Origin of the sequence: Amylibacter sp. SFDW26 (assembly GCF_009184395.1) — a bacterium.
Classification (GTDB): domain Bacteria; phylum Pseudomonadota; class Alphaproteobacteria; order Rhodobacterales; family Rhodobacteraceae; genus Amylibacter.
Genome location: NZ_WEIC01000001.1, coordinates 565,496 through 592,157, shown reverse-complemented (window position 1 = coordinate 592,157; position 26,662 = coordinate 565,496). Strand labels below are relative to the sequence as shown.

Genomic DNA, 26,662 nt, shown 5'->3' with positions numbered 1-26,662 from the left:
AATTAACCTTGATCTATCTCATCAATTTCTGCCACACGTGCGCCGGATTTATTTGTAGTAATCACATTTAGTGACTTCAATTTACGGTGCAGTGCTGAACGTTCCATACCAACAAAATTGGCAGTTTTAGAAATATTACCGCCAAATCGATTGATTTGAGCCATTAAATAGTCCCGTTCAAACATTTCGCGTGCTTCCCTTAGTGGCAACATAGCAAAAGATTTTTGAGTAGGACCATCATCATTTTCTGTTGCTACGTTATTTGGTAATTCGTTTGGCTCTATGTCGCCAGTATCAGCACCCAACACCAATACACGTTCAATAATATTACGCAATTGGCGAACATTTCCAGGCCATGACATAGTTTGGAGCATCGCGGCTGTTTCTTCGGATAGATTACGTTTGGGTAATCCTTGCGTTTTGTGCAATTCATCAATGAAGTGTTCCGCTAGAACAGGAATATCCTCACGACGTTCTTCCAAAGCTGGAACCTCTATTGGAACAACGTTTAAGCGATGGTACAGCTCTTCGCGGAAATTACCTTCAGCGATTTCATCTAACAGGTTTTTATTCGTAGCAGACACAACGCGCATATCAACGCGGACTTTATCTGAACCGCCAACACGTGTGAATTGCTGGTCAACAAGCACTCGTAAGATTTTAGATTGTGTCCCAATTGGCATATCTGCGATTTCATCAAAAAAGACAAAACCGCCATGCGCTTGTTCCAGCAGACCTGGCTCATGGCCACGCTCTTTTGTTTCACGGCCAAATAAAACTTCTTCCATACGTTCTGGTTCAATCGTTGCAGAATTCACAGACACAAACGGAGCTTTTGAACGGTCAGAGTTTGCATGAATATAACGTGCTGCAACTTCTTTTCCTGAACCAGACGCGCCACGCAACATTACTCGACCATTGGTTTTTGTAACTTTATCCAATTGCGATTTAAGCGCTTTGAATATTAGGCTTTCGCCAACCATCGTAGATGAAGTTACATCCCTTACTTTCAAGGCTGCATTTTCACGACGTAAGCGGGAAGTTTCCATCGCTCGTGATATAACAACCATCAATTGATCGATATTGAACGGTTTTTGGATAAAATCGTAAGCGCCCTGTTTGATTGCGGCAACAGCGATTTCGATATTGCCATGACCCGAGATGATCACAATAGGGATATCAGGGTTATCACGGCGGACCGTTTTTAAAATATCGATACCGTCCAACTTACTTTCTTTCAGCCAGATATCCAGAATGATCAAATCTGGTGCTTCGGAGTTAATTTCATAAAATGTATCATCCGAATTGGCTGCCAAACGCGTTGTATAGCCTTCATCAATTAAAATATCCGACACTAATTCTCGAATGTCTTTTTCATCATCTACTACTAGAATATCGCCCATAATACTTTCCTTTGACCCTTATGCTACTTTGGCTTTTTCAGGTTCTTGTTCTTCTTGGTTTACCACAGACAATACTATACGCGCCATAGCACCTACATGTTTATTGCCTTTAAACTTCGGTGCATCAAGTAATTCTAATGTACCTCCATGTTCTTCAATAATCTTCTTCACAATGGGCAGTCCCAATCCCGTACCATTTTCACGGTTCGTAACATATGGCTCAAATAATCTTGATCTCTTTTCTTTAGGCAACCCAATACCATTATCCTGTATCAATATAGTTGTAACTTTATCTTTTGTATCAACCAACACTCTAATCTCAGGTATGTAGTTTTCGTTACCATGCTGTGAGATATAACTATCAATTGCTTCACCAGCATTTTTTATAAGATTTGTAAGAGCTTGAGAAATCATCGTGTCATCAAGATCGACATCCAACTGCTTTCTATTATTTTTAAGTTTAATCTCAATGTCTTGCCGCGCATTTTGATGCAATAGAACGGCATCGCCTATCAGTTTAGACAAGTTATGTGTACGGCGTTCTGGCTCTGGCATACGTGCAAACTTAGAGAATTCATCGACAATGCGACGCAGATCGGTTGTTTGCCGAATGATCACATCTGTATATTGTTCCAACGTATCAGACTGATCACCAACCAAAGGCATAAACTTGCGGCGCATACGTTCTGCCGACAGTTGAATTGGTGTTAACGGGTTCTTAATCTCATGCGCAATACGGCGCGCGACATCGCCCCAAGCCGCCATACGCTGAGCAGATACAAGATCCGTAACATCATCAAAGGTCACAACATACCCTTCAAGTGTTTCCCCATCAGTCATACGTGCGGCAATACGTACCAATAACACTTCGGCGTGACCTGCGCGTGTCAAACTGATCTCATCTTGGCGCGTTTGCCCGCCTTTATCTTGGCTTTCTTTAAATAAGGCTGCAAATTCTGGAACGGTTTTCTTTAGTGTTTTACCGATAACTTTCTCTACATCGACCTCTAACAAACGAGAGGCCGCCGCATTAAACACTTCGATCTCGCCACTTGGTGTTAAACCAATGACACCTGTTGATACCCCCGTTAATACACTATCAAACAAGCGTCTGCGGTTTTCCGTACGTTCGTTTACATCTATCAAGTCATCCCGTTGGCGTTTCACCTGCTGTGTCATCCGATTAAATATACGCCCCAACATCGCAATCTCATCATCGCCAGCTTCTTCACGTACACGTACTGTTAAATCCCCTGCACCAACACGCTGTGCTGCACCAGCCAACTTGCCAACAGGGCGCGCAAGACGTTCTGCAAACCATAAACCTAACCAGATAGCAGATAAAATAACAAAAAAAGCAAAACCAAGATACATCAAACCAAGATCAAACAGTAAGCGACCTCGATCACTTTCAAGTTGGTTATAAAGTGATACGGTTTCTTTGGTTTCATCCAGCAAAGTTAAAATATCACCATCAACAGTGCGTGAAACTAATAAATAGTGATCCAAAAAATTTGGTAGTTTTAGCAGCGCCCGAAACTCATTGTTTTCCCAGTCGCGAATAATAACGGTCTTAAAATCATCTGCTGTTGTAATTTCTTCTAAGATTGGCGGCTCATAATCAAATAAATAGCTGCGATCCCCACGTGCTACAATTTCAGAATTACTGTTGATAACGTAAGCTTCCTTCAATCCACGTTGTACAAGTGACTGCCCTTGGATCATAACATCGCGAATGCCAGCAGTTTCTATTAACGGGAACCTACGTTTCTGGTTTACCAAATATTGCCCAAGAAAAGCGGCGTCTTCTAACAAGTCATCACGTTGTTCTGCTTCATAAGCTTCTGCCGCTGACAAAGATGTGCCAACCGCGTCCCTTACACGTTCTGAAAACCAACCTTCGATACCAATATTCAATGTAATAGTTGCAAATACAGCAACCAAAACTGTTGGAATAAAAGCGACAGCCGCGAAAACTCCACTCAAGCGAATGTGTAAGCGAGAGCCCGCCGATTTTGCACGCCGTGCTGCTACCATCTGCATAATACGTTGTGCAACAAGCGCAACAATTACCAAAACGTAAACGAAGTCAGCAAGAACAATCCCACGAAACAACCCAGGTGAAATCTGCGAACCAAAACGGTTCAACAGGAAAACTGTTGTTACAAGTAAGATTGGACCAAGTGCTACAAGGCACAAAGTTAAAGCGCTTTGAACATTTCGGCGCTTACGCCAAATATTCAAGCGGTTCATTCTATTTAGAAGTGGAAACTTTCTCATCCTGCCCGAGTCGTTCCATAATTACGATATACACTGTGGCAGTTTTACATCATTTTCTTAGTGCGTGTCACCTGTATATCGAGGTCATTGATCTTTTTTCTCAAAGTATTCCTGTTGATACCCAGCAATTCTGCCGTTTTAATCTGATTTCCTCGGGTCGCTGACAATGTCAAAGCTATCAATGGCAGTTCAACTTCACGTAAAATACGGTTGTATAAACCAGGTGGTGGCAACTGATCGCCATGCAAATCAAAGTACCGTTTCAAATGCGCCTCAACCGCTGATGAAAGGCGTTCATTGCCCAAAGGCACCCCTTCTGGTTTAGCCTTAGGCATTTGTTTTAATGTCTCTTCGGTAAATTGAGCAGTGATTTCTTCTTCGGTACACAGTACGGCAACGCGTTGTACGAAATTTTGCAATTCGCGGACATTACCCAGCCAAAGTGCTGAACGCATATGATCCAGCGCTTTGCTGGCAATCGTCTTCAATGGTTGGCCGTCCGCTGCAATTTTTTGCAAGAAGTACAATGTAAGCTCAGAAATGTCATCCATACGGTCACGTAGCGGCGGCAATGAAATGGGCATAACGCTAAGACGGTAGAATAAATCCTCACGGAACAGACCTTCATTCACCAAGTTCGTCAATGGTTTTTGTGTTGACGAAATGAAGCGCAGGTTTTTATCTTGAACAACGGGAGATTGCATTAAATCCAACAATCTCAATTGTGTATCGGCTGGCATTTCAGCAATTTCATCAAGATAAATGGTCGCTCCATTTGGCGTTTTATTTTCGTCTTGCAAAATTTGCTCAACACTTTCAGGCGTTGCTGAGGCGGCTCCTATAGTAACCATTGGTGCTGATCCGCGATGTCCAAGATCATGTAAGGTCTTCGCCAACAGGTTTTTACCCGTACCGCTTTCCCCCGTGATCATCACATTAAGATCCGTATTCAGAACACGCGCAACAACACGGTACACCTCTTGCATTGCAGGTGAACTGCCAACAAGTGGCAAGTTTTGACCACTATTCATAGCTGTTGCCGTCGGCGCGGCAGCCATATTTGACTGACTTAAGGCACGACTAACTTTCGATAATAACTCTTTCAGATCAAAAGGTTTTGGCAAATAATCATACGCACCATGCTCAGAAGCCTTGATCGCTGTCATAACCGTATTTTGTGCAGAAATAATGATCACAGGTAGGTTCGGACGTTTACGGTGGATTTGCGGCAATAAATCCAAACCATTGCCGTCTGGCATCATCACATCCGATACGACAGCATCGCCCTCGCCTTCTTCGATCCAGCGCCATAAAGTCGAAACACTGCCCGTCGAACGAACCTTGCAGCCTGCTCGTGTTAGCGCTTGTGTTAAAACCGTGCGGATTGTGCGGTCATCGTCTGCGACTATGACTGTTCCATCCATAATTAATTCTCCTTTTTGACGCGCCAAACAGGTAAGCGCACAACAAATACTGTACGCCCTTCTGTGCTGGAACACTCAACCAAGCCGCCATGTGCAGCGATAATTTTAGATACAAGCGACAGGCCAAGCCCTGTGCCATTGGATTTACTGGTAACAAACGGGTCAAAAACTTCAGATATCAAATTGGCAGGAACACCCCGACCATTATCAATCACCTCAATTTGTAATGGTAAGTTTTGGGTTTTGTTACCTTGCATTGCAAGCTTTACGCCAGAATTATATGATGTCCGTACTTTAATAGTGCCGCGTTTCTCGTCCACAGCTTCAGCTGCATTTTTAATAAGGTTTTGAAAAACTTGTAATAATTGATCAGCATCACCGGATGTATCAGGTAACGATGGATCATATTCCACTGTGAAATTCACATGCGATGCATAGCCGGCAGCTGCAGCGCGTTGCGCACGATCTAGAACGTCATGGATATTAACAGGCTTGGGATCCATTGGACGTTGATCGCCAAAATGTTCCACGCGGTCGACCAATTGTCCAATACGCTTGGCTTCTTGGGCAATCATGTCGGCCAATTCGATATCTTCTTCGTTGGCGTTCATGGCTAAAAGTTGCGACGCGCCAGTAATCCCCGCCAATGGATTACGGATTTCATGCGCCAACATTGCCGCCATTGCAGTGACGGAACGGGCAGCCGACAGATTAGTAAGCGATTGGCTCATTTTCTGTGCAACACCAGTGGGCTGCACAACCAAAAGCAACTTAGACTGTTCAGGGTTTAGGAAACTTACATAGACATTGCACACTGCCGTAGTTTTATTTTCAATCGCAACATCCACATTGTATTGCGTCATAGATCCCTGATCTTTAGCTGCTTGATGAACCGTTCCCACGACCACCGAATTCTCATGAAAGATTTGCGATAGTGTCTTTTGGCGCATTTGACGCTGAGATGTAGACACCAATTGTTCAGCAGCCCCATTCGCATCAGTAATTTGCCCGTCTTGTGTTACAACAAAGCTAGGGAATGGCAGCGCATTCCAGACATTTTCAAAAGATGTATCAGTCATGCCGCCACCTCGGTATCATCATATAAATTCTGTATTAATGATAGAACCACAGTCGTATCTTTTTCCGTTTGCACAGCGCGGCGCAATGTACGGTTTGTACCGATATAATCCATATACCAACCCAGATGTTTACGTGCTACGCGATTGCCAAGCTCTGCCCCATAAAACTTCAAGATTTCTTCGTAATGCCTTGTAATCATATCAATAAGACTATTCCCAACTGGAATACTTGGTGCATCTGTCCCAAAAATATCATGTGCGATTTGCGCCAAAGCCCATGGTTTACCTTGCGCCCCGCGCCCTACCATAATGCCGTCTGCACCAGAGGCTTCTAGCGCCCGCTTTGCGGATTTCGTGTCAACGATATCACCATTCGCAATCACAGGAATATCAACTGCATCCTTAACGTCGCGAATAGCGTTCCAGTCTGCATTGCCCTTATAAAATTGGCACCGTGTGCGACCATGGATTGTGACCATTTTAATGCCAGCACTTTCCGCCTGTTTTGCAATATGCGGGGCATTGAGCATATCATCATCCCACCCAAGGCGGGTTTTCAATGTGACGGGCAGATCAACAGCGTTCACGACTGCTTCGATCAATGTTAGTGCAAAATCTGGTGTCTTCATCAAAGCAGAACCAGAAAGACCATTTGTAACCTGTTTTGCAGGACATCCCATATTGATATCGATGATTTTCGCCCCATTATCAGCGCACATTTTGGCACACTCAGCCATCCAGTAAGCGTCTCGTCCTGCTATTTGTACGGATGTGTTCTGTGATTCAAACCCTAGCTCTGCACGCGCTTGTACAGATGGCCGTTCTTGAACCATCTCTTGGGATGCCACCATTTCGGACACAACTAATCCTGCCCCGAATTCAGATACGAGGTTACGAAACGGTAAATCTGTGATACCAGCAAGGGGAGCCAGAAAAACCGCAGGTGATAATGCCTTATTTTCAATCAAAATAGAGGTCATGCTTAATCCTTATGCAAAATCACATCTATACGCCTTTATCGGGATCAGCAATCCGCCAAAGCCCTATCAAACTGAAATATGCACAATAAATAAGCAAAAATGACGAAAATGCCAATGAAACGCACAGGACTTATCGTTGCCGCAGGACGCGGAACACGCGCAGGCGGTGGATTACCAAAACAATACCGCCCTTTAGCGGGAATCCCTATTTTAACGCATACGATCAAAGCGTTACTAGCAAGCGATCGCATTACCGAGGTTCGTGTCGTTATAAATCCAGACGATCAGGTACATTATGCTGCCTGTGTCGAAATGATTAATGATGCACGATTACAAACACCATCCATTGGTGGCAATACACGCAGCGCGTCTGTTTTAAATGGCCTTCAAGCATGTAAGGGCGAACAGGTTTTCATCCACGATGGTGCGAGACCATTACTGCCATATGACGCGCTTAACCGCATTATTGATGCCCTAGATACAGATAAAGCAGCCTTTTTGGCCCTGCCCGTCACTGACGCCCTTTGGCATGTTGCAAATGGAAAAGCTCAAGATGCTCAAAAACGCGATACACTATGGCGTGGACAAACACCTCAGGCTTTTTATACGGCAGATATTATAGCGGCTCATGAAAATGCTAAAGAGCCCGCTGATGATGATGTGGCAATGGCACGCGCAGCAGGTCTTGACGTGACCCCTATTCTTGGGTCAGAGCTAAACTTAAAAATAACACAGCCAGAAGACTTTGATCTGGCTGAAAGACTAATAGGATAGAGCATGGATATTCGTGTCGGAAACGGATTTGACGTTCACAAATTGGGTGAAGGCGACCACGTAATATTATGTGGCGTTAAAATCCCATTTGATCGCGGGTTGATCGGGCATTCTGACGCCGATGTTGGCATGCATGCAATCACAGACGCAATTTTTGGCGCAATGGCAGAAGGTGATATTGGCCAATGGTTTCCACCAAATGATGACCAATGGAAAGGCGCTGCTTCTGATATTTTCCTAAAGAAAGCAGTCGAAACCTCAACATCTAGGGGCTTTACGATCACAAACATCGATTGCACTTTGATCTGTGAACAGCCCAAAATCGGCCCAAACGCACTAGCAATGCGTAAAACATTGTCAGATATCACTGGGTTGGAGCTTGAGCGCATTAGCGTGAAGGCAACAACATCTGAAACACTTGGCTTTACAGGGCGTGGCGAAGGCATTGCAGCCCAAGCCACTGCAACATTGGTGAAAATATGAGCAAATTAATCGCAACCTTCTTTTACGTTGGTCTGATGCCAAAAGCACCTGGCACATGGGGTTCTTTGGCTGCGCTACCTTTTGCAATCATCATTTTTGCAATGGGCAGCTTCCCCGCACTTCTTATTGCAACTATCGCCACCTTTTTCATCGGTTGGTGGGCAACCGCACAGCATACTGCCAACACAGATAACCACGACCCAGGCGAAGTGGTGATTGATGAGGTAGTTGGACAATGGATCACCCTATTCCCGCTTGCAGGCATGTTATGGCTTTGGGAAGTACCACTTGCCATTCTACCATGGCCTGGTTTGGTCGTTGGCCTGATGTTTTTTCGCTTCTTTGACATTCTTAAACCTTGGCCTGTGAGCTGGGCAGATAAGAAAGAGACACCTTTTGGTGTCATGTTGGACGATGTCTTCGCGGGTATTATGGCCGCCACTTTAACCACCTTATTGGGTGCGTTGGCACACGGATATATCTAATGGAACAACTCGCATCAGATGTTTTAGACGCCTGCCGTGCAAAAGGATGGACCCTTGCAACCGCTGAGAGCTGCACTGGCGGCATGGTTGTAGCGGCCTTAACTCAAATTTCTGGATCATCTGATGTTGTGGATCGTGGGTACGTTACATATTCTAATGCTGCAAAAATGCAGATGATCAATGTTAAAGGCAACACATTGGGTGAATACGGCGCTGTGTCCGAACCAGTCGCAAAAGAAATGGCTGATGGCGCATTAGAAGCAAGCCATACAGATATATCTGTATCAATTACAGGCATTGCTGGCCCTGGGCCATCAGAGCATAAACCAGAGGGACGTGTTTGCTTTGGACTTGCTGTTAAAGGTCAAAAAACACAGACGCAAACAGTAGAGTTTGGCCCCCTTGGACGCGAGAATGTGCGTTTAGAATCTGCCCAATTTGCACTCAATTTGATTTTAAACGCTGCAAAATAAAGCAATTTGAAAGACTCAAATTTGCATGTTTTTTATGCGTTCTAAGTTTTACTGATTATTTTTTAAGCAATTGAACCAATATGCCTATTTATAAAACTGCGATACGGCCCTTTAATCTTCCTCTAAACCTGCAATCGCGACTAAAAACACCTCAATTACGCATTTTTTGAGGGATATGAAAATGAACGGTGCAGATACAGCATGGATCATCGTCGCAACGGCGCTGGTACTCTTTATGACACTTCCGGGCCTTGCGCTCTTTTATGGCGGCTTGGTTCGCGCACGCAACGTACTTTCAGTATTAATGCAATGTTTTGCAATTGCATGTTTGATGTCAGTCCTATGGCTGGTAGCGGGGTATTCCATCGCATTTGGCGAAGGGAACGCTTACTGGGGCGGCTTAGGCAAAATGTTCATGACAGGTGTTACATCAGATACAATGTCGGGCACTATTCCTGAAATCCTATTCTTTGCTTTCCAGATGACATTCGCAGTCATCACACCTGCATTGATCGTAGGTGCATATGTAGAACGGATCAGCTTTGCATTCGTTCTAACATTCTCTGGCCTATGGATGTTGTTGGTTTACGCACCAGTCACGCACTGGATCTGGGGTGGCGGCCTATTGGCTGGCGCTGAATGGTCCTTGTTTGCAGAAGGCGTCAATGACTTCGCAGGCGGTATCGTTGTACACGAAACAGCTGGTCTTGCAGCTTTGGTCGTTGCCGTCGTACTTGGCGCGCGCAGAAATAAAAACGTACCCCCACATAATCCTGGTTATGTGATGATCGGTGCATCAATGTTATGGGTTGGCTGGTTCGGCTTTAACGGCGGTTCAGCACTTGCAGCAGACGGTACAGCAGCTATGGCATTGACCGTAACGCACATCTCTGCCGCAACAGCATCCTTAACATGGGCCGCTTACGAACGTATCAAGTACGGTAAGGCATCCATGGTTGGCATGGTCACAGGTACAATCGCTGGCCTTGCATCTATTACACCTGCATCTGGTTCAGTTAGCCCAATGGAAGCCATGTTGATCGGTGCAATCGCAGGCGTACTTTGCCAAGAACTTTGCGGTGTTGTTAAGAACATGTTGAAAATTGACGATACATTAGACGTATTCGCCGTACACGGTGTTGGCGGCATGTTTGGTATCATAATGTTAGCAGTATTAGGTCACGCAGATTGGACCGCACAAGTGGGCGGCCTGATCGTTGTAGGGGTCTTTACTGTTGTTGTGACATTCATCCTGGTGAAATTAGTAGCGGTTATCTTCCCAATTCGTGTGTCAGAAGAAGATGAAGTTACTGGTCTTGATCTGACATCACATGGTGAGCGCGCATACGATCACGCATCATAATTACCGAGTACTCTTCCTGTACTTTAACCGTCCCTTCGGGGGCGGTTTTTTTTATACTGTATATTTATTTAGTGCCGTATAGTTCTGCGGCGCGATCTTCGAATGCCCTTACAATGCGGTGCATAGCTTCGGTAAAAACCACACCAATAAGCGTTTGTAAGATTTTAGATTTAAATTCAAAATCAACGAAAAAATCCACCTCACAGCCATCCTTACAATCAACAAATGACCAATTGTTTTTCAGGTATTTGAAAGGCCCGTCCAGATATTCAACAACAATTTTATTATCTTCCGGCATCAAAGTAACGCGAGACCCAAATCTTTCACGAAACACTTTGAAAGAGATTACCAAATCCGCATCCACAATTTCGTTCATACCATCTGGGGTGCGCTTACGAATGCGTGCAGCAGAACACCAAGGTAAAAATTTGGGGTAAGCATCCACATCCGCGATCAGATCGTACATCTGTTTGGCTGTATAAGGCATTATTCGTGTTTCAGCGTGTGTAGGCATACCCCTATTTAGGCAGCGTTTTCACAAAGGTCACGTGCTATCTTGTAGCATAAGGTAAATTCGCTAACATGTGGTACATAAGGGCGTAATACCTGTAAGCAGGTTAAAGGAAAACGAACCATGATTGGATTGCATTGGATGATGCGCATGAAGCGTTGGGCGCAAAACCCTCCGTCATGGAAACGCGTAAAATTTGTTTTCTATATCATCCTCGCTTGCGCGCTTTTATACGCTTACGAATATTTTTACGGTTGGCCAGATTTTCTATCAGTCAACAGTATCCGACGAACACCGAAATTCTGACAATCATGACCCAAAGCACACGTGTCTTAATAGTGGGTGCAGGCCCAACAGGATTAACCGCTGCAATCGAATTGGCGCGCCGCGGGATTATGCCTGTTGTGATTGAAAAACGGAAAACAGCGTCAAATTTATCCCGCGCCGTTGGCATCTTACCAAACTCAATGGATATTTTGACACCTTCTGGCGCTGCAAAAGCCATTCGCAAAGAAGCTGTAATTATTCAATCCAGTGTTTTCCACAATCAAGATAAACAGGTCTCTTCGATCAAGATGAATGGCTTAAGGGGTTTGAACAAGCGTTTGTACGCACTTCCCCAAGATCGCACTGAATATCATTTGCTAAAAGTATTTCGAGAATTAGGTGGTAAAGTGAATTACGGCGCCGAATTTTTATCACTTTCGCAATCAGACAATGAGGTTTCAGTTAGCATCTTGGGCAAGGCTTTCCGGTTTGATTACGTGATTGGTGCAGATGGCGTAAATTCTACAGTACGCGAGGCCTTACGTATTCCTTATGAAGGGTTTGACTTACCTGAAACATGGTCGATTGCTGATGTGGATGCCAAAGTTTGGCGAAATCCACGCAGTTTCAGTATCTTCTTACTTAAAGATGGAAACGTTGCGGTTACAGTTCCCCTAGATAAAGAGCGTTTTAGAGTTGTTGCTACATCCAAAGATGCCCTTGCCGCCCTTCCAATTCCAATGATTGTCGAAAAGATTCGCCGTTCTGGCACCTTTAAAGTGTCTATTCGGCAGGCCAAAACCTACCAACTTGGTCGCGCGTTTTTGGCGGGTGATGCAGCGCATTGTCATTCCCCTGTTGGCGGTCGCGGAATGAACTTAGGTATCGCAGATGCCGCAGAACTGGCCGAATGCATCGCGAATGGTACGACTAAGAACTATACTGCGATCCGCCACCCGTTGGGCAAGAAAGCCATACAAATGTCGGAACGTATGAGAAAAGCGGTTACGACAACCAGCTTTACGAAACGTTTTATCCTTATGCGCCTCTTAAAACTGTTTGCACGCGTTCCATCCCTGCGCCGCCGCTTTGTAGCAAACACACTTGATCTATAAGCCTTGACTTTAGCCCTCGAACCCTATTGAAGCCGCCTACGGGATATACGGCACCTCCGCCATCCCTTAACGCGCGCCTGTATGTGAAGGCTGCGCCTTTTTGAAAGAGCGATATGCTGACAGGAACTGTGCTTTGGTACGATGCCAAAAAGGGCATCGGATTCGTAAATCCCGATGAAGGTGAAAATGATGTGTTTGTACACATGAAGGCTTTGAAGGCGTCTGGCCTGAAAGACCTTGCAGAAGGTATACGTGTATCTTTTGATGTACAAACAGATACAGAAACAGGTCGCAAAGCTGGTGCAAATTTTGCATTGCTTAAAGGTGAAGCACCGCGCCCGCGTCCCAAAAAGAAATCTCCAAAGGAGAAAGCGGCCGAAGCGAAGGTTATCGCTGAAACACCCAAAAGCGATGCATCTGCATTTGATAAGCTTGGTCTTGATCCATTGCTGGTTAAATCCTTGTCTTTCCTTGGATACACAACACCTACACCTATTCAGGCGCAAGCGATTCCAGCAGTTCTAAAGGACCGTGATATTGTTGGTTTGGCCCAAACGGGCACTGGTAAAACCGCAGCCTTTTCTTTGCCAATTCTGCACAAATTATTGCACAACCCGATAGAGCGCAAAGCACGTTCCACACGTGTATTAATACTGACACCGACACGTGAGTTGGCGATGCAAATTCACACCAACCTGCGCGATATGGGTAAAAAACTACCTCTCGATTTTGCGGTTGCCATCGGTGGCGCCCCTATTCGCAGACAGATGCAAGCCTTATCTCGTGGCGTAGATATCCTTGTAGCAACTCCAGGTCGCCTAGAAGACTTGGTTGATCAAAAAGGTTTACGCTTAGATCAAACCAATTTTGTTGTCTTAGATGAAGCAGATCAAATGATGGATATTGGCTTTATGCCAGCCATCAAGCGTATTTTGCCTAAGTTGGCGAAAGAACGTCAAACTTTATTGTTTTCTGCAACAATGCCCAAGCTTATTCGCGAATTAGCATCTGACCATCTGAATGACCCAGTTGAGGTTTCTGTTGCCCCTGAAAGCACAACAGCGGAAAAAGTGAAACAAGAGGTAATGCACCTTGTCAAAATGAACAAGGGATTGGCACTTGAACGTATTGTAAAGAAAAACCCTAGCAAGCGTATCATCGTATTTGCACGCACCAAACATGGATCAGATAAGCTGGTTAAGTGGTTGGCAACACAGGATATTAAAGCGGATGCAATTCATGGTAATAAATCCCAAGGTCAACGCCAGCGTGCATTAGAAGATTTTCGCAAAGGTAAAACATATGTGCTGATTGCAACAGATATTGCAGCACGTGGTATTGATATTTCGGGTATTGAGATCGTAATCAACTATGACCTGCCAAACGTTCCAGAAAGCTATGTACACCGTATTGGTCGCACTGCACGTGCGGGCGCATCTGGTCGTGCGATTTCATTCTGCTCTCCAGATGAACAAAAACTCCTGCGCGATATTGAAAAAACAATTAAAAAGCCTGTTCCTGTTACTCAGTTAGAAGGCTTGACTTCGGTTGTTATCCCACCAGAGGAAAAACCAGAACCACGCGGCAGGTCAGGCCGCGGTCGCGGTGGCCCTCGCCCAAGCAAATCATTTGGTGGCCCTAAAGGAAAAGGGAAACCAAAAGGCGGTGGCAAAGGTCGTAAATCTAAGCGTTAAGAATAAAAGCCTCGCAAAATTTTTGCGGGGCTTTACTTTAATCTACTACGAATAATATGGCGCCAGTTTCTGTAGATGAACGATGTGCCTCAGCATGATCTGCAACTTGATAACTCATACCAGGTTTTAAAACGAATATACGGCCATCATCCAATTCGGTTGTAAGCTCACCCTCAAGGCACATTAAAATATGCCCCTTTTCACACCAGTGATCAGCTAAATACCCAGCAGTATATTCCACCATACGCACGCGGATATCATCAAAAACCTGCGTTTGCCAAAAAGCTTTGCCAGTGTCGCCTGCATGCTCTGTTTTTTCAATGGCAGACCAATCCGTTATTCCAAACGGAATGTTATTCATTTTCATAATAAACCCTTAAATATTAGAGCCCTAACGCTTTGGTGCGTGCGGCACGCAGTTTCGCAAAATCATCACCTGCATGATAGCTAGAACGCGTCAATGGTGTGGCAGAAACCATCAGAAAACCCTTACCATAAGCTGCTTTTTCATAAGCTGCGAACTCTTCAGGCGTCACAAAACGATCCACCGCGTGGTGTTTTGGTGTTGGCTGTAAATACTGACCGATTGTCAAGAAATCTAAATCCGCAGCACGCATATCTTCCATAACTTGCATAACAGCTTGGCGATCTTCACCCAATCCCACCATGATACCCGATTTCGTGAACATGGATGGGTCAAGTTCTTTCACACGCTGTAAAAGGCGCAAAGAGTGGAAATACCGCGCACCAGGACGTACTTCTGGATAAAGGCCTGGAACAGTTTCTAAGTTGTGGTTAAACACATCAGGGCGCGCTTCAACAACGACCTCTAACACACTGTTATCACAACGAATAAAATCAGGCGTTAGAATTTCGATCGTTGTTTTTGGTGATTGCTTACGGATTGCACGAATAGTCTGTGCAAAATGCTCTGCACCACCATCTTTGATATCATCACGATCTACGGATGTGATGACCACATGGTTCAATCCAAGCTTTTTTACCGCAGCAGCAACACGGCCCGGTTCAAACACATCTAAATCTTCTGGTGGCTTACCTGTCGCGATATTACAAAAAGTACAGGCACGCGTACAAACTTCGCCCATAATCATCATTGTGGCGTGGCCTTGCGACCAACATTCACCAACATTTGGACATCCTGCTTCTTCGCAAACAGTCACAAGATTATTATCGCGCATGATTTTACGCGTGTCTGCATAGCCCTGCCCGCTGGGAGCTTTCACTCTGATCCAATCAGGTTTTTTCGGCTGAACATTATCAGGCTTATGGGCCTTTTCTGGATGCCGTTCCGCAGGAATATTCAAGTCACGCATAGCGATACCTTTCTTGTTCACACAAGCCTAACTCTTGCGGATCAGAATGTCCCGTAAAAACTGTGCAGAAACGTCATAAAACCATTAAAAAAGCACAGCCCATTTTGATTTTTCATCGTTCATAAACAAGGTCATGGATATAATGTCGCAAGTTGTCACCACAGTGGTTTTATCAGTTGTCCTCTGACACCAATATCGTAGGCATATCCTGTAATAAACCAAGTGAGTCTTATACTCATATTCAACAATAAGGACATATCCTATGAAAACTGGCGTTAACCTTCCAAACGTAACTTTTCGAACACGCGTTCGCGACGAATCTATTGGTGGTGATAACCCATTTCGTTGGCAAAACATGACAACAGATGATTATTTCGCTGGCAAGCGTGTTGTTCTCTTTTCCCTACCTGGCGCATTCACACCAACATGTTCAACGTACCAGTTACCAGGCTTTGAAAACAACTTTCAGGATTTCAAAGCCCAAGGTGTTGATGAAATATATTGCATGTCTGTGAATGACAGCTTTGTTATGAATAAATGGGCGCAATCTCAGAATCTTAAAAACGTTAAAGTAATCCCTGACGGCTCTGGCGAATTCACACGTCAGATCGGTATGTTGGTTGATAAAGATAACCTTGGTTTTGGCATGCGTTCATGGCGCTATGCGGCCATTATCAATGACGGCCAAGTTGAAGCATGGTTTGAAGAGCCCGGCAAAGCAGATAATCATGCAGATGACCCATATGGTGAAAGCTCACCAGAAAATCTTAAGAAATACTTTGAAGCGAATGCAAACAAAGCGGCATAATCGGCTTTAACATCAACACTGATTTAGGGCTGCCCACACGGGTGGCCCTTTTTCATGAAACACTTTAGGCTCGTTACTGTTGAAAGGTGGCTCAAAATGGCAGACATACAGACACTTGCAGAACATAAACGCCAAGAACACAGCATCAGTCGTGTTGGAGAATTCATCAAGCAAATCATCTATGGCGGCAATGATGGGATTGTGACAACTTTTGCCGTAGTTGCTGGTTTTGCTGGGGCTGGGTCAGATGGTATTGCACAGATTGGGGGCATTGCCGTTCTGCTGTTTGGTTTAGCGAATTTGTTCGCAGACGCAGCGGCAATGGGTCTTGGAGAATTCTTATCTGCACGCTCTGAAAGGGATTTATATTACTCTATTCGTGAAAAAGAAATATACGAAATCGAACATAATACTACTATGGAACGCATAGAAACATTAGAAATACTAGAAGAAAAAGGGATATCAAGTGATGATGCCAGAGCCATGGCGGATATTATGCAGAAGTATCCTGATTACTATGCGGATTTCATGATGACATATGAGATCGGCATGTCTGATCCTGAGGGCGAAAATCCTGCATTAAATGGTTTGGCAACATTTAGTGCTTTTATGGTATTCGGGGTAATCCCCCTTCTTCCATATTTCATTTTGGATCCAATTCAATCCACATTCCACCTGTCTGTTATAGCAACCTTCAGTGCCTTAACCATTCTTGGACTGTTACGTTATTGGGTTATTAAACAAAATATCACCCGTTGTGTTGGCGAGACCGTATTGGTAGGTGGCGTATGTGCCGCAGTTGCTTACAGTGTTGGATTAGCATTCGCTTAAATATGGATCGCTTTATCGTAAGCATCTAATACACTTTCATGCATCATTTCGGACAATGTTGGATGCGGGAACACTGTGTGCATCAAATCTTCTTCTGTCGTTTCCAACTGACGTCCAACAACATAGCCTTGGATCATTTCGGTGACTTCAGCCCCAACCATATGCGCGCCAAGTAATTCACCTGTCTTCGCATCAAAAACGGTTTTCACCATGCCTTCCGCCTCCCCCAAAGCAATCGCTTTACCGTTCCCAACAAATGGGAAGCGCCCAACTTTGATGTCAAAGCCTTTTTCTTTGGCAGCCGCTTCTGTATAACCCACTGAAGCGATTTGTGGATGGCAATAAGTACACCCCGCAATGCTTTCTGGTTTCACAGGGTGTGGTTTTAGCCCTGCTATTAGTTCCGCAACCATAACACCTTCGTGACTGGCTTTATGCGCCAACCAAGGTGGAGCTGCTAAATCACCAATAGCAAAGATACCGTCAACATTTGTACGACAATATGGATCTGTAACAACATGACTGCGGTCTTCTTTGATGCCAACTTTATCCAAACCAAGTCCTTCGACATTACCAACTATACCTACGGCAGAGATAACTGTATCAAATTCGGCCTTTTCAAGCTTGCCGCTTGTTTCGATATGCGCGATCACTTTGCCCTTTTGACGGTCCAGCTTTTTAACCATGGTATTCTCCATGATCTTCATGCCTTGTTTCTTGAACGCTTTCTTGGCAAAATCAGAAATCTCTTTATCTTCGACAGGTAAAATACGCTCCATGACTTCAACCACAGTCGTGTCAGCGCCCAGTGTGTTATAAAAACTCGCAAACTCGATCCCAATAGCACCAGATCCAATTACTAGCAGTTTTTTAGGCATACGTGGCGGCGTTAATGCTGCTTTATATGTCCAAACTAGATCACCATCAGCCTCTAGCCCAGGCAACTCTCTTGCACGTGCACCAGTTGCCAATACAATATTCTTAGATGTCAGTTTTTCCGTGCCCTTATCCGTCTTTACAGAAACCTTATCTTTAGCAGTCAAAGTCGCTTCGCCCATAATAGCAGTCACTTTGTTTTTCTTTAGCAAATGACCGATACCAGCATTTAGCTGTCCAGCAACGCCGCGCGAACGCTTTACAACAGCATCAAGGTCATAATTGATATTATCCGCTGAAAGGCCAAATTCTTTGGCGCGGTGCATCAAGTGGAAAACCTCAGAGGATCGAAGCATAGCTTTCGTTGGAATACATCCCCAATTCAAACAAATGCCACCCATATGTTCACGCTCAACGATCGCAACATTCAATCCAAGTTGTGCACCTCGAATAGCTGCCACATAACCACCTGGGCCTGCGCCGATTACGATCATATCATAAGATTTTGCAGCCATATCAAAGCACCTTCAAAAATTTAGTTTAACATTAAACCATTATTGCATTCTTTATGCTGGATTTAGAAATAAAACACAAGCCTGTGAAATTTACGCTTTCTTATCCAGTTTTCGTATGATCATTTGATACCCACCATTCAACATAAAATCAGTCTCTTCATCAGACGACGCACGTAATAAAGCATTGTTTCTATATGGAAAACGTCCAAATTTTCGAATAACCTCTTGATGTGCTTTTGCATGTAATAGCTGTGTTGGGTGATCTGGCATACGCTCTGCAATTAGCGAAATAGATAATTCTTGATCATAAGAATCTTCGGAATGCTCGAACGGCATGTAAAAAAATTGGCGCTCCTCTCCTTCTATTTCCAAATCAAACCCCTGCTCTATTGCGCTGCGTGTCATAGATCGTGCCAATTCATCCGTTGCAAAAGCACGTGAGTCATCGCGAAACATATTACGTGGAAATTGATCCGTAAGTATAAGATAAGCCAAAGCACCCCGTGCTGTCTGCCCCCAGTCTAAATAACCGCCTTCAAGGGCCATTTGCCAATGGGATTGGAATTGCGCGCGAATAGTTCCATCAAGTTCTTCTGTACCCATGTACCAACCTTTGGGTCCAGTGTCGTGAACCCAAAACTGCACAATTTTATCTGCAATGGTCATTATATTTATCCTTTGCCATCAATACTTAGAACAAAGAATAAAACAGGTCCTAGATCAAGCTTTTGAATTATCACTTTCTGCTTCAGTTTCCGCGTCTTCGGCCATATCAATCGCAACCTCAGTTGCAAGTTCCATAGCAACAGCAGTCGCACTCATTGTAATAGGAGCATAAGATGCTGTATCTTCGACATTTGGTGCTTCGCGGCGTGTTGAGCGAACTAAGGCCCAAAGTGCACTAACTCCAAAAAGAGCACCAAGATAAACAAAAAAACTATCAGCACCAAATTCAGTCATCATCCAACCGACTAAGAACGGTCCTCCAACAGCCCCTAACCCATTGATAAAGATCAAACCACCAGAGGCTGCTGCCATATCATCGTGGTCCAGATAATCATTCATGTATGCAATATAAAGCGAATAAAGTGGATTTGCGACGCCACCAATAATAAAACCGAGTATCAATAATGCATAGATATTATCTGTGAATAGTTTGCCGCCAAACATCGACACTGTTGCAAAAATTGTCAACATTATGATCAACTTACGGCGATCCATATGGTCTGAAATCCAACCAATTGGATATTGTAGCAACATGCCACCTATATAGATTGACGCCACAAAAATAGTAATTGTTTTAACATCCAACCCTTTTTCAGTGCCAAAAACAGATGCCATACCAAACAATGCTGCAAATATAGCACCCAAGAAGAATGTTCCAACAACTGCCGTTGGTGATGAAGTGTACAACTTTTTGAATGACATCGGTTTCGTTGCTTGGAACATTGGCGCAGGACTGATCGATAGCAAAATAGGTGCAAAAGATATAGAAACCAAAACAGATGATATAATAAACAATGTGTATCCGCTTGGGTCAGCAAAATTTAAGACACCTTGGGCTGTTACAATACCGATCATCTGGACGATCAAATATAAAGACAATGTTTGACCACGCGTTTCATTCGTTGCTGAATCGTTCAGCCAGCTTTCCGCCACGACGTAGACACCAGAAAAACAGAACCCAATCATCACACGCAATAAAAACCACGCAACAACGTTCGGAATGGCCGCATAAAGCAGAAGACAAGCAGACACAAAGGATGCAAGTGCAGCAAACACTCGTACGTGACCAACACGCCGGATCATTTCCGGGGCCATACGACTACCACCCAGAAACCCAACAAAATACCCTGACATAACCCATGCCATTGTATTCGGGCTAAACCCTTCAATAGAACCGCGGATACCTAAAAGCGTGCCTTGCAAACCATTGCCAAGCATCAGTAACATAACACCCAGAAACAAGGGCCATGAATTTCTTAGAACCAACAGCATGGCGTACTCCGTATTCGCTATTCGGTATTCAAATTGTAGCGCATTTCTGAAAATATATTATTTCAGACGCGACCCTTAGAACGTCGTTTTTAATCTCGTTTATGGGAAAAGAAGTGATCCATCTCCATAGGAAAAGAATCTATACTTTTTTTCAATCGCGTGTTCGTAGATTTCACGTGTTCTGTCCAGCCCAATCAACGCAGACACCAACATTAATAGTGTCGATTTTGGCAGGTGAAAATTTGTGATTAACCCATCTGTAGCATAAAACTGAAAACCAGGCTTAATAAAAATATCTGTATCTCCCGTCCAAGCTTGTATTTGGCCTGTATCACGCGCAGCAGTTTCAATCAGCCGTAATGCTGTAGTTCCAACGGGAATGACACGCCCACCTTGCTCTTTCGTATCTAAAATCTCGGTAGCCGCTTGTTCAGAAACGTGACCCCATTCTGAGTGCATTTTATGCGCTGATATATCATCCGTTTTAACAGGTAAAAAAGTACCTGCCCCAACATGAAGTGTCACTTCAGAAAAGGTTATTCCTTTGGCATTTAATTTATCCATTAAGGCTTCATCGAAATGTAACGAAGCCGTAGGAGCAGCAACAGCCCCCAATTCTTTTGCAAATACGGTTTGGTAGTCATCATGATCTTGCTCATCAGCAGGCCGCTTTGCAGCGATATATGGTGGAAGAGGCATGATACCAATATTTGCAATCACATCATCAAATTCTTTACCTGTTTTATTGAATGACAGACCAACACCTTCTGTGTTTTTAGAAATGACAGTCGCAATCAATTCAAGATCAAAGTATATCTCTTCACCCACATTCAAGCGACGTGCTGGTTTCGCTAAACTCAACCAGTTACCCTGTGCGTCACAAGATATTAATGTGATTTCTACAGCAGCAAAAGTTTCTCCTTGATCTGAGATACGACGCCTACGACCATTTAAACGCGCAGGAATGACCTTTGTATTATTGAGCACCAATCTATCACCTGCTTGAAGGTAATCGCAGATATCAGAAAAATGATGGTCAAATTTATCTCCGCCGTCAGAGATTAACAAACGTGACGATGGACGCGGCTTTAGGGGACGCAGAGCAATCAGCTCTTCAGGAAGATTAAAGTCGAAATCAGATAAGTACATAGAAGGTCTTTTGACTTGAAGACGATCAAATTTCAAGCGTACTAATTACGTGTATCGACATCGACTGGATCCGTTTGTTTTTTCTTTCTGACAGGCTTCGTTTTCTGAGGCGCATCAATATTCGGAATATCCGTCCTGAACACTTCACGAAACGCACCCGGCGCTAAAATTGAAAAAGGGTTCACTCCAATTTGAGGATCCTTTGCTGGACCAGACATGTTATAAACAAAACTAAACAATCCTTCCCCCCTTGTTCGCCCAAAAAGCTTTCCGAAAATGCGCTCCAACGTCCCATTCAAAGCATAAATTGGCGTAACAACCCCTTCGAAATTCAAGTTTGTTGTCGCTGTATTATATGTTCCATCTAGCGTCATTCCAATAGATGCTCCCACAGCGCTAGTTTTCCGCAATTCCACCCCTTTTGGCTTTAATGCAAATTGCCCATCAACACTCTCAAAGACAATTCCATCGCCAGACAATTGTTGGACTAATCCCACAACACTAATAGCATTCAAAATATCTGCTAACACACTATCTTGCTTTACTTTAAACTTTTTGATCTGAAATGTGCCCTTATATTCGCCTTCTTTCTCAGTCGGGACAATTACCATCCGCAAACCACCGCCAACACCTTTTTTATAAAGATCAGCAGAGCGCATGACCTCACCTGCATTTACAGATGTAATCTCTGCTGCTGTTCCATGCTGTTGCGGAAATATTGTTCCCTTAATTGCGGCTCCACCATTCACGCGAGCTGAATAATTGCCACGCAATCCTTTGTTGTTTTGCAGTTTGGCACGTAAACTCGTTAAGGTCATGCCATCAGCAAGGATCAAACGATCAAGAAGAATATCCATTGGCGCACCAGATTGACCTTGTCCTGACTTAGAAAAACTTACATTGCGTAGATCGGCAGTCCCCTTACTGACTGTAATCTTAGTTTTCCCTCCACCTGTTGCTTCTATGGCAGCTGTAATATTCAACCAACGATCCACAGTCACATTAGTAAAGTCAGCCCGTCTAAATGTGTTGTCAGCGTTTAATAAAACAGCGCCTTTTGCTTTCAAACCTGCAGCTTCAACAGAAAGCGCATCAATGGTTAACTTATCTCCCAATTTCCCAGAAACAGCCAGTTTACCCTTTGCATTCCTAGGTTTTGCCCAATTCAATCCACTCAGGTTAAGTCCCAAGCCAGTCATTGTAGACGTCAAGGAATATTCAGGCCCACGCCCTTTTTCAAAGTCAATTTTAAAAACAGCTGGAGAAGCGCCTGTTACAGTCCCTTTATTAAATTGGATACCCAATATACGTAAATTCGCATCATTCAAAGTAACATCCGCCACAATAGAAGAGCGTCCATTATGTTCTTTGCCAATCGGCATGACCCATTCTGTCTTTGCCAATAAACCATCTAACTTTGCATTTCCAGTTAGCGTCAGCCCATCATTATCTGCATGTAACTTCATTTGTTCAGACACAATTGTTCGGCCCTTTACAAGCTCTTTTGACGTCAAATCTGTAACGATAGCATTCGCATCAAAAATCACGTCATCTGTCGTGACACCTTTTTCAAGTGGTATCAGGAGTTTCCCAACAACGTCCGCTTGCCCTGTTCCCAAATTCGGCTTTAGATTTACTTTCTTAAGGAACTCAAAAGGTTGTTCATCGAGCAAGAACAAAGCACCCTGTAATGTGCTTTTGGCTTTTAGATCCACCTCCCCAATTGACGGCTTAGCTGTTAAATTGGGGACCGTAAATTTCGAACCGTCGATGATAATTTTCTCACCATTTGGGGAAATAACATGTCCAGTGGATAGAAATGCTGAAAACGTTTTCTCCGTCAGGTGTCCTTTCCCAAAACCACTCTGAATAACGGGTAATGTTTTCAAATAACGGACCTTAGCATCTTCAATATCAAATTTAAAATCGACATTAATCGCACCATTTTTACTGCTTATTTGCGCGCGTCCATTTTTTGCAATGCCTTCTTGAACGTTCTGTTTAATCCAATCACGCGTTTTTGGTTTTGCGATCACAGGCCAATAATGCATCACCTCATCACGCGTCGCTTCGTTGAATGTAATGAGATACGAATTATTCCAATATACATCCCCTGCAACAGAGGACCCATATAGGTTTATACTTTGGTCACCCGCCTTAAGGGTCGCATCTTGTAAGGTAAGTGTTAATGGTGACAATGTCAGATGAACATTTGCATGCGCACTATCTAAGACAACAGGTTCTTCAAAAACACCTTCTGGATAAAGCTCCAACTTAGTTAAATCCATCACCCCCGAAACAGACGTAACAACACCTTTATCATCCCTAAAGAGTGATACATTACTTCCACCAGATAATTTGCCCACAGAACTTTCGGCTGTCACTTCTGTAAAATTAAAACTATCTGCGGCTTTATCGTAATCAAAATAGGCTTTGATCCCATTAAACTTTACTGGATGCGCCTGTGGGCTCTCTAATAGTTGGCCTTCAGATGCTTCTAACACACCTGACAAAGCCCCCAATGTCCCATCTGTCGTTACCGTTGTGTTCAAAGAACCCGTAACAGCGGCATCAAAACTACGCATAAAATTCAAAGTCGGAACCTGATCGGCAAGTACAGTGGTTTTTGCATTCTCAAATTTCAAACCGAAATCAAAATCATCCGCACCAACATTATACGAAAACCTAAACCCAGCAGATGTATCCTCTTGTCCCGTAGATTGTAGAACAATGTCAGCATCTGCCGTTATGACATCCCCATCACGTTCAGATTTCAAAAGCGTCTTAGTCGATGTCCATATTTGCCCATTCAATTGATCTACATATGTGACTTGTGTATCAGCCATAGTGATCAGTTTTAGAGTGTTTAATGGACGTTTTACAGCGGCTGCATTTATGTTTGCAAAAACCACGTCAGGCCCAATAACCGCAGTATTATCACTATCTGCGGGTAAGAAATTAAATTTACCGTTGCGATCACGTAAAACACGAATTTCAGCACCAATTACTTCAACAGTATTTACTTCTATACCTGATCGTATTGATGTGATTGGATCAAGTGTTGCACGCACAATAGGCAAAGCAACAATTCTTTGCCCTTCTTTGGATGAAATAACCACATCAGACAACTGCACCTGAGTGGTTAAACCTTCCGAAGCCATAACCAAATTGACGGCCCCAACCGTTACATCAAAATCACTTAAGGCATCGCTTGCAAGCCGCTCTACAGTCTGTTGCGCTGCTGGAACAGCAAGGGGGCCAGATTTTATTCGTATGAGAAAAGCAGCGCCCGCAATAACAAACAGAACAATAACAAGCGAAACTAAATACACGGCAGCATTGAACACTCTGCGAAACGCAGATTTTGACCGAGGTCTTTCTTCGATATCAGCTTGCTTCCCAACCATTTCTTTGGAAACACTCCTGCTCTAGAATTTTGTTTGATCTTTTTATTCAAACACTATTTGTATTTATAAATTATATCTTATCATTCAGATGAATAAACGCCAGTCCATGAGGTCCCAATTGTTAGAAATCGGAAAAAAATCACCTAGTTTTGAACTCCCACGCGATGGTGAAGGTTCATTAAGTCTAAAAAGCTTTGCAGGGAAGCCACTTGTCGTCTTCTTTTATCCAAAAGATGACACATCTGGCTGCACCAAAGAAGCTATCGGTTTTACCGAAAACCTATCTGAATTCGAAGCGCTAGGTGCTGCTGTTATTGGTGTATCAAAAGATACAGTTGCAAAGCATGATAAATTTATTGCGAAACATAACTTAAAAACCCCTCTTCTTTCGGACGCTGACGGTCAAATGTGTGAAGATTTTGGTGTTTGGAAGGAAAAATCTATGTATGGCAAAACTTACATGGGTATTGAGCGGTCAACATTTATTATAGATGGCGAGGGTATTATCCGCGAAATGTGGACAAAGGTACGTGTAAAAGGTCATGTAGAAGCTGTCCTTGAAGCTGTTAAAAACCTATGAGCCGCCCAACTTTAACTGAATTAGCCTGCACCGTATTAACCACTGCAGATGGGCGCGAAAAAACACACATTTCACGCGAAGCCGCGAAAACATGGTTTGCAAGTGTAGAGGCTGGCAATCCATTGGAGATCGGCAACAGCCAACCGCCAAACGATCCTAGCAGACCGAATAGACCAGAACTGCTCCCACCCAACGAAGTTCCACGCAGACGTACTGGTACAGAAAAAGGGCGTATCGCGTTACTTCACGCTATTGCACATATAGAGTTGAATGCAGTTGATTTGCATTGGGACATCATCCCACGGTTTGCCCACATAAAAATGCCCCACGGGTATTTCGATGATTGGGTGAAAGCAGCTGATGAAGAATCTAAACATTTCAATCTTCTATGCGATAGACTTGAAGCAATGGGGTCATTTTATGGGGACATGCCAGCACATGCTGGAATGTGGCGTGCAGCAAAAGATACAGCCGAGGATTTCATGGGACGTCTTGCGATTGTTCCAATGGTTTTAGAAGCCCGCGGATTAGATGTGACACCAGGCATGATCGACTTATTCAAGAGGGTCAAAGACACTAAAACCACCGAAGCCCTGGAAATCATTTATGCCGAAGAAGTTGGGCATGTGGCTTACGGCTCTAAATGGTTCCACTTTTTGTGTGGACGACATGACAAAGACCCAAAGGAACGCTTTCATACATTGGTTCAAACCTATTTCTCTGGGGGATTGAAACCACCTTTCAATGATGAAAAACGTGCAGAGGCTGGTCTGCCTTTGGATTTCTACTGGCCAATGGTCAGAGAAAAAAGCTAACTTTTGTAAAAAGAACGC

General features: G+C 43.9%; 24 protein-coding genes. 11 read left to right on the top strand and 13 right to left on the bottom strand.

Going from position 1 to position 26,662, the window contains the following annotated elements:
* Positions 1-2: 2 nt before the first annotated feature.
* The 5 genes from F9L33_RS03025 to dusB all read right to left on the bottom strand — a co-directional run bounded on the left by F9L33_RS03025 (position 3) and on the right by dusB (position 7,166).
* On the bottom strand, positions 3-1,403 hold the full coding sequence (locus F9L33_RS03025; RefSeq protein WP_152141248.1) for a sigma-54 dependent transcriptional regulator: 1,401 nt from the start codon (positions 1,401-1,403) through the stop codon (positions 3-5).
* A gap of 18 nt (positions 1,404-1,421) precedes the next feature.
* Complete coding sequence (locus tag F9L33_RS03020) at positions 1,422-3,656, bottom strand: PAS domain-containing sensor histidine kinase (protein ID WP_226803977.1); 2,235 nt, start codon at positions 3,654-3,656, stop codon at positions 1,422-1,424.
* Between the two features lie 71 nt (positions 3,657-3,727).
* Entirely contained in the window at positions 3,728-5,107 is a 1,380-nt protein-coding gene (locus F9L33_RS03015) for a sigma 54-interacting transcriptional regulator (protein WP_152141246.1), read from the bottom strand.
* Between the two features lie 2 nt (positions 5,108-5,109).
* Entirely contained in the window at positions 5,110-6,186 is a 1,077-nt protein-coding gene (locus F9L33_RS03010) for a nitrogen regulation protein NR(II) (protein WP_152141245.1), read from the bottom strand.
* A complete protein-coding gene (gene dusB / locus F9L33_RS03005; RefSeq protein ID WP_152141244.1) occupies positions 6,183-7,166 on the bottom strand; it encodes a tRNA dihydrouridine synthase DusB in 984 nt (327 codons plus the stop codon). The genes F9L33_RS03010 and dusB overlap by 4 nt, the downstream gene beginning before the upstream one ends.
* A 114-nt stretch (positions 7,167-7,280) precedes the next feature.
* On the opposite strand from dusB, the gene ispD reads away from it, so the two are divergent.
* From ispD to F9L33_RS02985, 5 genes are all read left to right on the top strand, one after another.
* On the top strand, positions 7,281-7,940 hold the full coding sequence (gene ispD / locus F9L33_RS16040) for a 2-C-methyl-D-erythritol 4-phosphate cytidylyltransferase (protein ID WP_370452074.1): 660 nt from the start codon (positions 7,281-7,283) through the stop codon (positions 7,938-7,940).
* Between the two features lie 3 nt (positions 7,941-7,943).
* Positions 7,944-8,423 (top strand): 2-C-methyl-D-erythritol 2,4-cyclodiphosphate synthase, encoded by a 480-nt coding sequence (ispF, locus tag F9L33_RS16035; RefSeq protein ID WP_370452073.1) that lies wholly within the window; start codon positions 7,944-7,946, stop codon positions 8,421-8,423.
* Positions 8,420-8,908, top strand: coding sequence for a phosphatidylglycerophosphatase A (locus F9L33_RS02995; RefSeq protein WP_152141243.1), 489 nt, complete (start codon positions 8,420-8,422; stop codon positions 8,906-8,908). The genes ispF and F9L33_RS02995 overlap by 4 nt, the downstream gene beginning before the upstream one ends.
* Positions 8,908-9,381: a CinA family protein gene (locus F9L33_RS02990; RefSeq protein ID WP_152141242.1), complete on the top strand. Its 474-nt coding sequence runs from the start codon at positions 8,908-8,910 to the stop codon at positions 9,379-9,381. Before F9L33_RS02995 ends, F9L33_RS02990 begins: the two co-directional genes overlap by 1 nt.
* A 181-nt stretch (positions 9,382-9,562) precedes the next feature.
* The gene (locus F9L33_RS02985; RefSeq protein WP_152141241.1) at positions 9,563-10,744 is read left to right on the top strand and encodes an ammonium transporter; all 1,182 of its coding nucleotides are present in this window, start codon (positions 9,563-9,565) and stop codon (positions 10,742-10,744) included.
* A 64-nt stretch (positions 10,745-10,808) separates the two neighbouring features.
* Here F9L33_RS02985 and F9L33_RS02980 read toward each other — a convergent pair whose 3' ends face one another.
* Complete coding sequence (locus F9L33_RS02980; protein ID WP_152141240.1) at positions 10,809-11,258, bottom strand: type II toxin-antitoxin system RatA family toxin; 450 nt, start codon at positions 11,256-11,258, stop codon at positions 10,809-10,811.
* A gap of 308 nt (positions 11,259-11,566) precedes the next feature.
* Between F9L33_RS02980 and F9L33_RS02970 the strand changes: the two genes are divergently transcribed.
* Together F9L33_RS02970 and F9L33_RS02965 are read left to right on the top strand one after the other, a co-directional pair.
* On the top strand, positions 11,567-12,637 hold the full coding sequence (locus tag F9L33_RS02970) for an NAD(P)/FAD-dependent oxidoreductase (RefSeq protein ID WP_193221953.1): 1,071 nt from the start codon (positions 11,567-11,569) through the stop codon (positions 12,635-12,637).
* Positions 12,638-12,750: 113 nt separating this feature from the next.
* Positions 12,751-14,331, top strand: coding sequence for a DEAD/DEAH box helicase (locus F9L33_RS02965; RefSeq protein ID WP_152141238.1), 1,581 nt, complete (start codon positions 12,751-12,753; stop codon positions 14,329-14,331).
* A gap of 37 nt (positions 14,332-14,368) precedes the next feature.
* Here the strand turns inward: F9L33_RS02965 and F9L33_RS02960 are convergent, their stop codons facing one another.
* Both F9L33_RS02960 and lipA read right to left on the bottom strand, forming a co-directional pair.
* Entirely contained in the window at positions 14,369-14,698 is a 330-nt protein-coding gene (locus tag F9L33_RS02960; protein ID WP_152141237.1) for a DHCW motif cupin fold protein, read from the bottom strand.
* 16 nt (positions 14,699-14,714) lie between these two features.
* Entirely contained in the window at positions 14,715-15,665 is a 951-nt protein-coding gene (gene lipA, locus F9L33_RS02955; protein WP_152141884.1) for a lipoyl synthase, read from the bottom strand.
* Positions 15,666-15,927: 262 nt separating this feature from the next.
* Between lipA and F9L33_RS02950 the strand changes: the two genes are divergently transcribed.
* Both F9L33_RS02950 and F9L33_RS02945 read left to right on the top strand, forming a co-directional pair.
* Positions 15,928-16,473: a peroxiredoxin gene (locus F9L33_RS02950; protein ID WP_152141236.1), complete on the top strand. Its 546-nt coding sequence runs from the start codon at positions 15,928-15,930 to the stop codon at positions 16,471-16,473.
* A 96-nt stretch (positions 16,474-16,569) separates the two neighbouring features.
* Entirely contained in the window at positions 16,570-17,304 is a 735-nt protein-coding gene (locus tag F9L33_RS02945) for a VIT1/CCC1 transporter family protein (RefSeq protein WP_152141235.1), read from the top strand.
* On the opposite strand, the gene lpdA is transcribed toward F9L33_RS02945, so the two are convergent.
* From lpdA to F9L33_RS02920, 5 genes are all read right to left on the bottom strand, one after another.
* Entirely contained in the window at positions 17,301-18,695 is a 1,395-nt protein-coding gene (gene lpdA / locus F9L33_RS02940) for a dihydrolipoyl dehydrogenase (RefSeq protein ID WP_152141234.1), read from the bottom strand. The two genes, F9L33_RS02945 and lpdA, sit on opposite strands and share 4 nt — an antisense overlap.
* Positions 18,696-18,785: 90 nt before the next feature.
* Complete coding sequence (locus F9L33_RS02935) at positions 18,786-19,361, bottom strand: DUF924 family protein (protein ID WP_152141233.1); 576 nt, start codon at positions 19,359-19,361, stop codon at positions 18,786-18,788.
* A gap of 54 nt (positions 19,362-19,415) precedes the next feature.
* Complete coding sequence (locus tag F9L33_RS02930) at positions 19,416-20,693, bottom strand: MFS transporter (protein WP_152141232.1); 1,278 nt, start codon at positions 20,691-20,693, stop codon at positions 19,416-19,418.
* A 99-nt stretch (positions 20,694-20,792) separates the two neighbouring features.
* Positions 20,793-21,842 (bottom strand): tRNA preQ1(34) S-adenosylmethionine ribosyltransferase-isomerase QueA, encoded by a 1,050-nt coding sequence (gene queA / locus F9L33_RS02925; RefSeq protein ID WP_152141231.1) that lies wholly within the window; start codon positions 21,840-21,842, stop codon positions 20,793-20,795.
* Between the two features lie 41 nt (positions 21,843-21,883).
* Positions 21,884-25,249, bottom strand: a complete 3,366-nt coding sequence (locus tag F9L33_RS02920; RefSeq protein ID WP_152141230.1) for a DUF3971 domain-containing protein — start codon at positions 25,247-25,249, stop codon at positions 21,884-21,886.
* A gap of 118 nt (positions 25,250-25,367) precedes the next feature.
* Here F9L33_RS02920 and bcp point away from each other — a divergent pair, with 118 nt between their 5' ends.
* Both bcp and F9L33_RS02910 read left to right on the top strand, forming a co-directional pair.
* Complete coding sequence (gene bcp / locus F9L33_RS02915) at positions 25,368-25,829, top strand: thioredoxin-dependent thiol peroxidase (protein WP_370452072.1); 462 nt, start codon at positions 25,368-25,370, stop codon at positions 25,827-25,829.
* A complete protein-coding gene (locus tag F9L33_RS02910) occupies positions 25,826-26,644 on the top strand; it encodes a ferritin-like domain-containing protein (RefSeq protein ID WP_152141228.1) in 819 nt (272 codons plus the stop codon). Before bcp ends, F9L33_RS02910 begins: the two co-directional genes overlap by 4 nt.
* Positions 26,645-26,662 lie beyond the last annotated feature (18 nt).

What these genes read in the sequence shown, in the direction of transcription:
- F9L33_RS03025 (WP_152141248.1), bottom strand. Translation starts at nt 1,403, where the DNA reads ATGGGCGATATTCTAGTAGTAGATGATGAAAAAGACATTCGAGAATTA.
- F9L33_RS03020 (WP_226803977.1), bottom strand. Translation starts at nt 3,656, where the DNA reads ATGAACCGCTTGAATATTTGGCGTAAGCGCCGAAATGTTCAAAGCGCT.
- F9L33_RS03015 (WP_152141246.1), bottom strand. Translation starts at nt 5,107, where the DNA reads ATGGATGGAACAGTCATAGTCGCAGACGATGACCGCACAATCCGCACG.
- F9L33_RS03010 (WP_152141245.1), bottom strand. Translation starts at nt 6,186, where the DNA reads ATGACTGATACATCTTTTGAAAATGTCTGGAATGCGCTGCCATTCCCT.
- dusB (WP_152141244.1), bottom strand. Translation starts at nt 7,166, where the DNA reads ATGACCTCTATTTTGATTGAAAATAAGGCATTATCACCTGCGGTTTTT.
- ispD (WP_370452074.1), top strand. Translation starts at nt 7,281, where the DNA reads ATGAAACGCACAGGACTTATCGTTGCCGCAGGACGCGGAACACGCGCA.
- ispF (WP_370452073.1), top strand. Translation starts at nt 7,944, where the DNA reads ATGGATATTCGTGTCGGAAACGGATTTGACGTTCACAAATTGGGTGAA.
- F9L33_RS02995 (WP_152141243.1), top strand. Translation starts at nt 8,420, where the DNA reads ATGAGCAAATTAATCGCAACCTTCTTTTACGTTGGTCTGATGCCAAAA.
- F9L33_RS02990 (WP_152141242.1), top strand. Translation starts at nt 8,908, where the DNA reads ATGGAACAACTCGCATCAGATGTTTTAGACGCCTGCCGTGCAAAAGGA.
- F9L33_RS02985 (WP_152141241.1), top strand. Translation starts at nt 9,563, where the DNA reads ATGAACGGTGCAGATACAGCATGGATCATCGTCGCAACGGCGCTGGTA.
- F9L33_RS02980 (WP_152141240.1), bottom strand. Translation starts at nt 11,258, where the DNA reads ATGCCTACACACGCTGAAACACGAATAATGCCTTATACAGCCAAACAG.
- F9L33_RS02970 (WP_193221953.1), top strand. Translation starts at nt 11,567, where the DNA reads ATGACCCAAAGCACACGTGTCTTAATAGTGGGTGCAGGCCCAACAGGA.
- F9L33_RS02965 (WP_152141238.1), top strand. Translation starts at nt 12,751, where the DNA reads ATGCTGACAGGAACTGTGCTTTGGTACGATGCCAAAAAGGGCATCGGA.
- F9L33_RS02960 (WP_152141237.1), bottom strand. Translation starts at nt 14,698, where the DNA reads ATGAAAATGAATAACATTCCGTTTGGAATAACGGATTGGTCTGCCATT.
- lipA (WP_152141884.1), bottom strand. Translation starts at nt 15,665, where the DNA reads ATGCGTGACTTGAATATTCCTGCGGAACGGCATCCAGAAAAGGCCCAT.
- F9L33_RS02950 (WP_152141236.1), top strand. Translation starts at nt 15,928, where the DNA reads ATGAAAACTGGCGTTAACCTTCCAAACGTAACTTTTCGAACACGCGTT.
- F9L33_RS02945 (WP_152141235.1), top strand. Translation starts at nt 16,570, where the DNA reads ATGGCAGACATACAGACACTTGCAGAACATAAACGCCAAGAACACAGC.
- lpdA (WP_152141234.1), bottom strand. Translation starts at nt 18,695, where the DNA reads ATGGCTGCAAAATCTTATGATATGATCGTAATCGGCGCAGGCCCAGGT.
- F9L33_RS02935 (WP_152141233.1), bottom strand. Translation starts at nt 19,361, where the DNA reads ATGACCATTGCAGATAAAATTGTGCAGTTTTGGGTTCACGACACTGGA.
- F9L33_RS02930 (WP_152141232.1), bottom strand. Translation starts at nt 20,693, where the DNA reads ATGCTGTTGGTTCTAAGAAATTCATGGCCCTTGTTTCTGGGTGTTATG.
- queA (WP_152141231.1), bottom strand. Translation starts at nt 21,842, where the DNA reads ATGTACTTATCTGATTTCGACTTTAATCTTCCTGAAGAGCTGATTGCT.
- F9L33_RS02920 (WP_152141230.1), bottom strand. Translation starts at nt 25,249, where the DNA reads ATGGTTGGGAAGCAAGCTGATATCGAAGAAAGACCTCGGTCAAAATCT.
- F9L33_RS02910 (WP_152141228.1), top strand. Translation starts at nt 25,826, where the DNA reads ATGAGCCGCCCAACTTTAACTGAATTAGCCTGCACCGTATTAACCACT.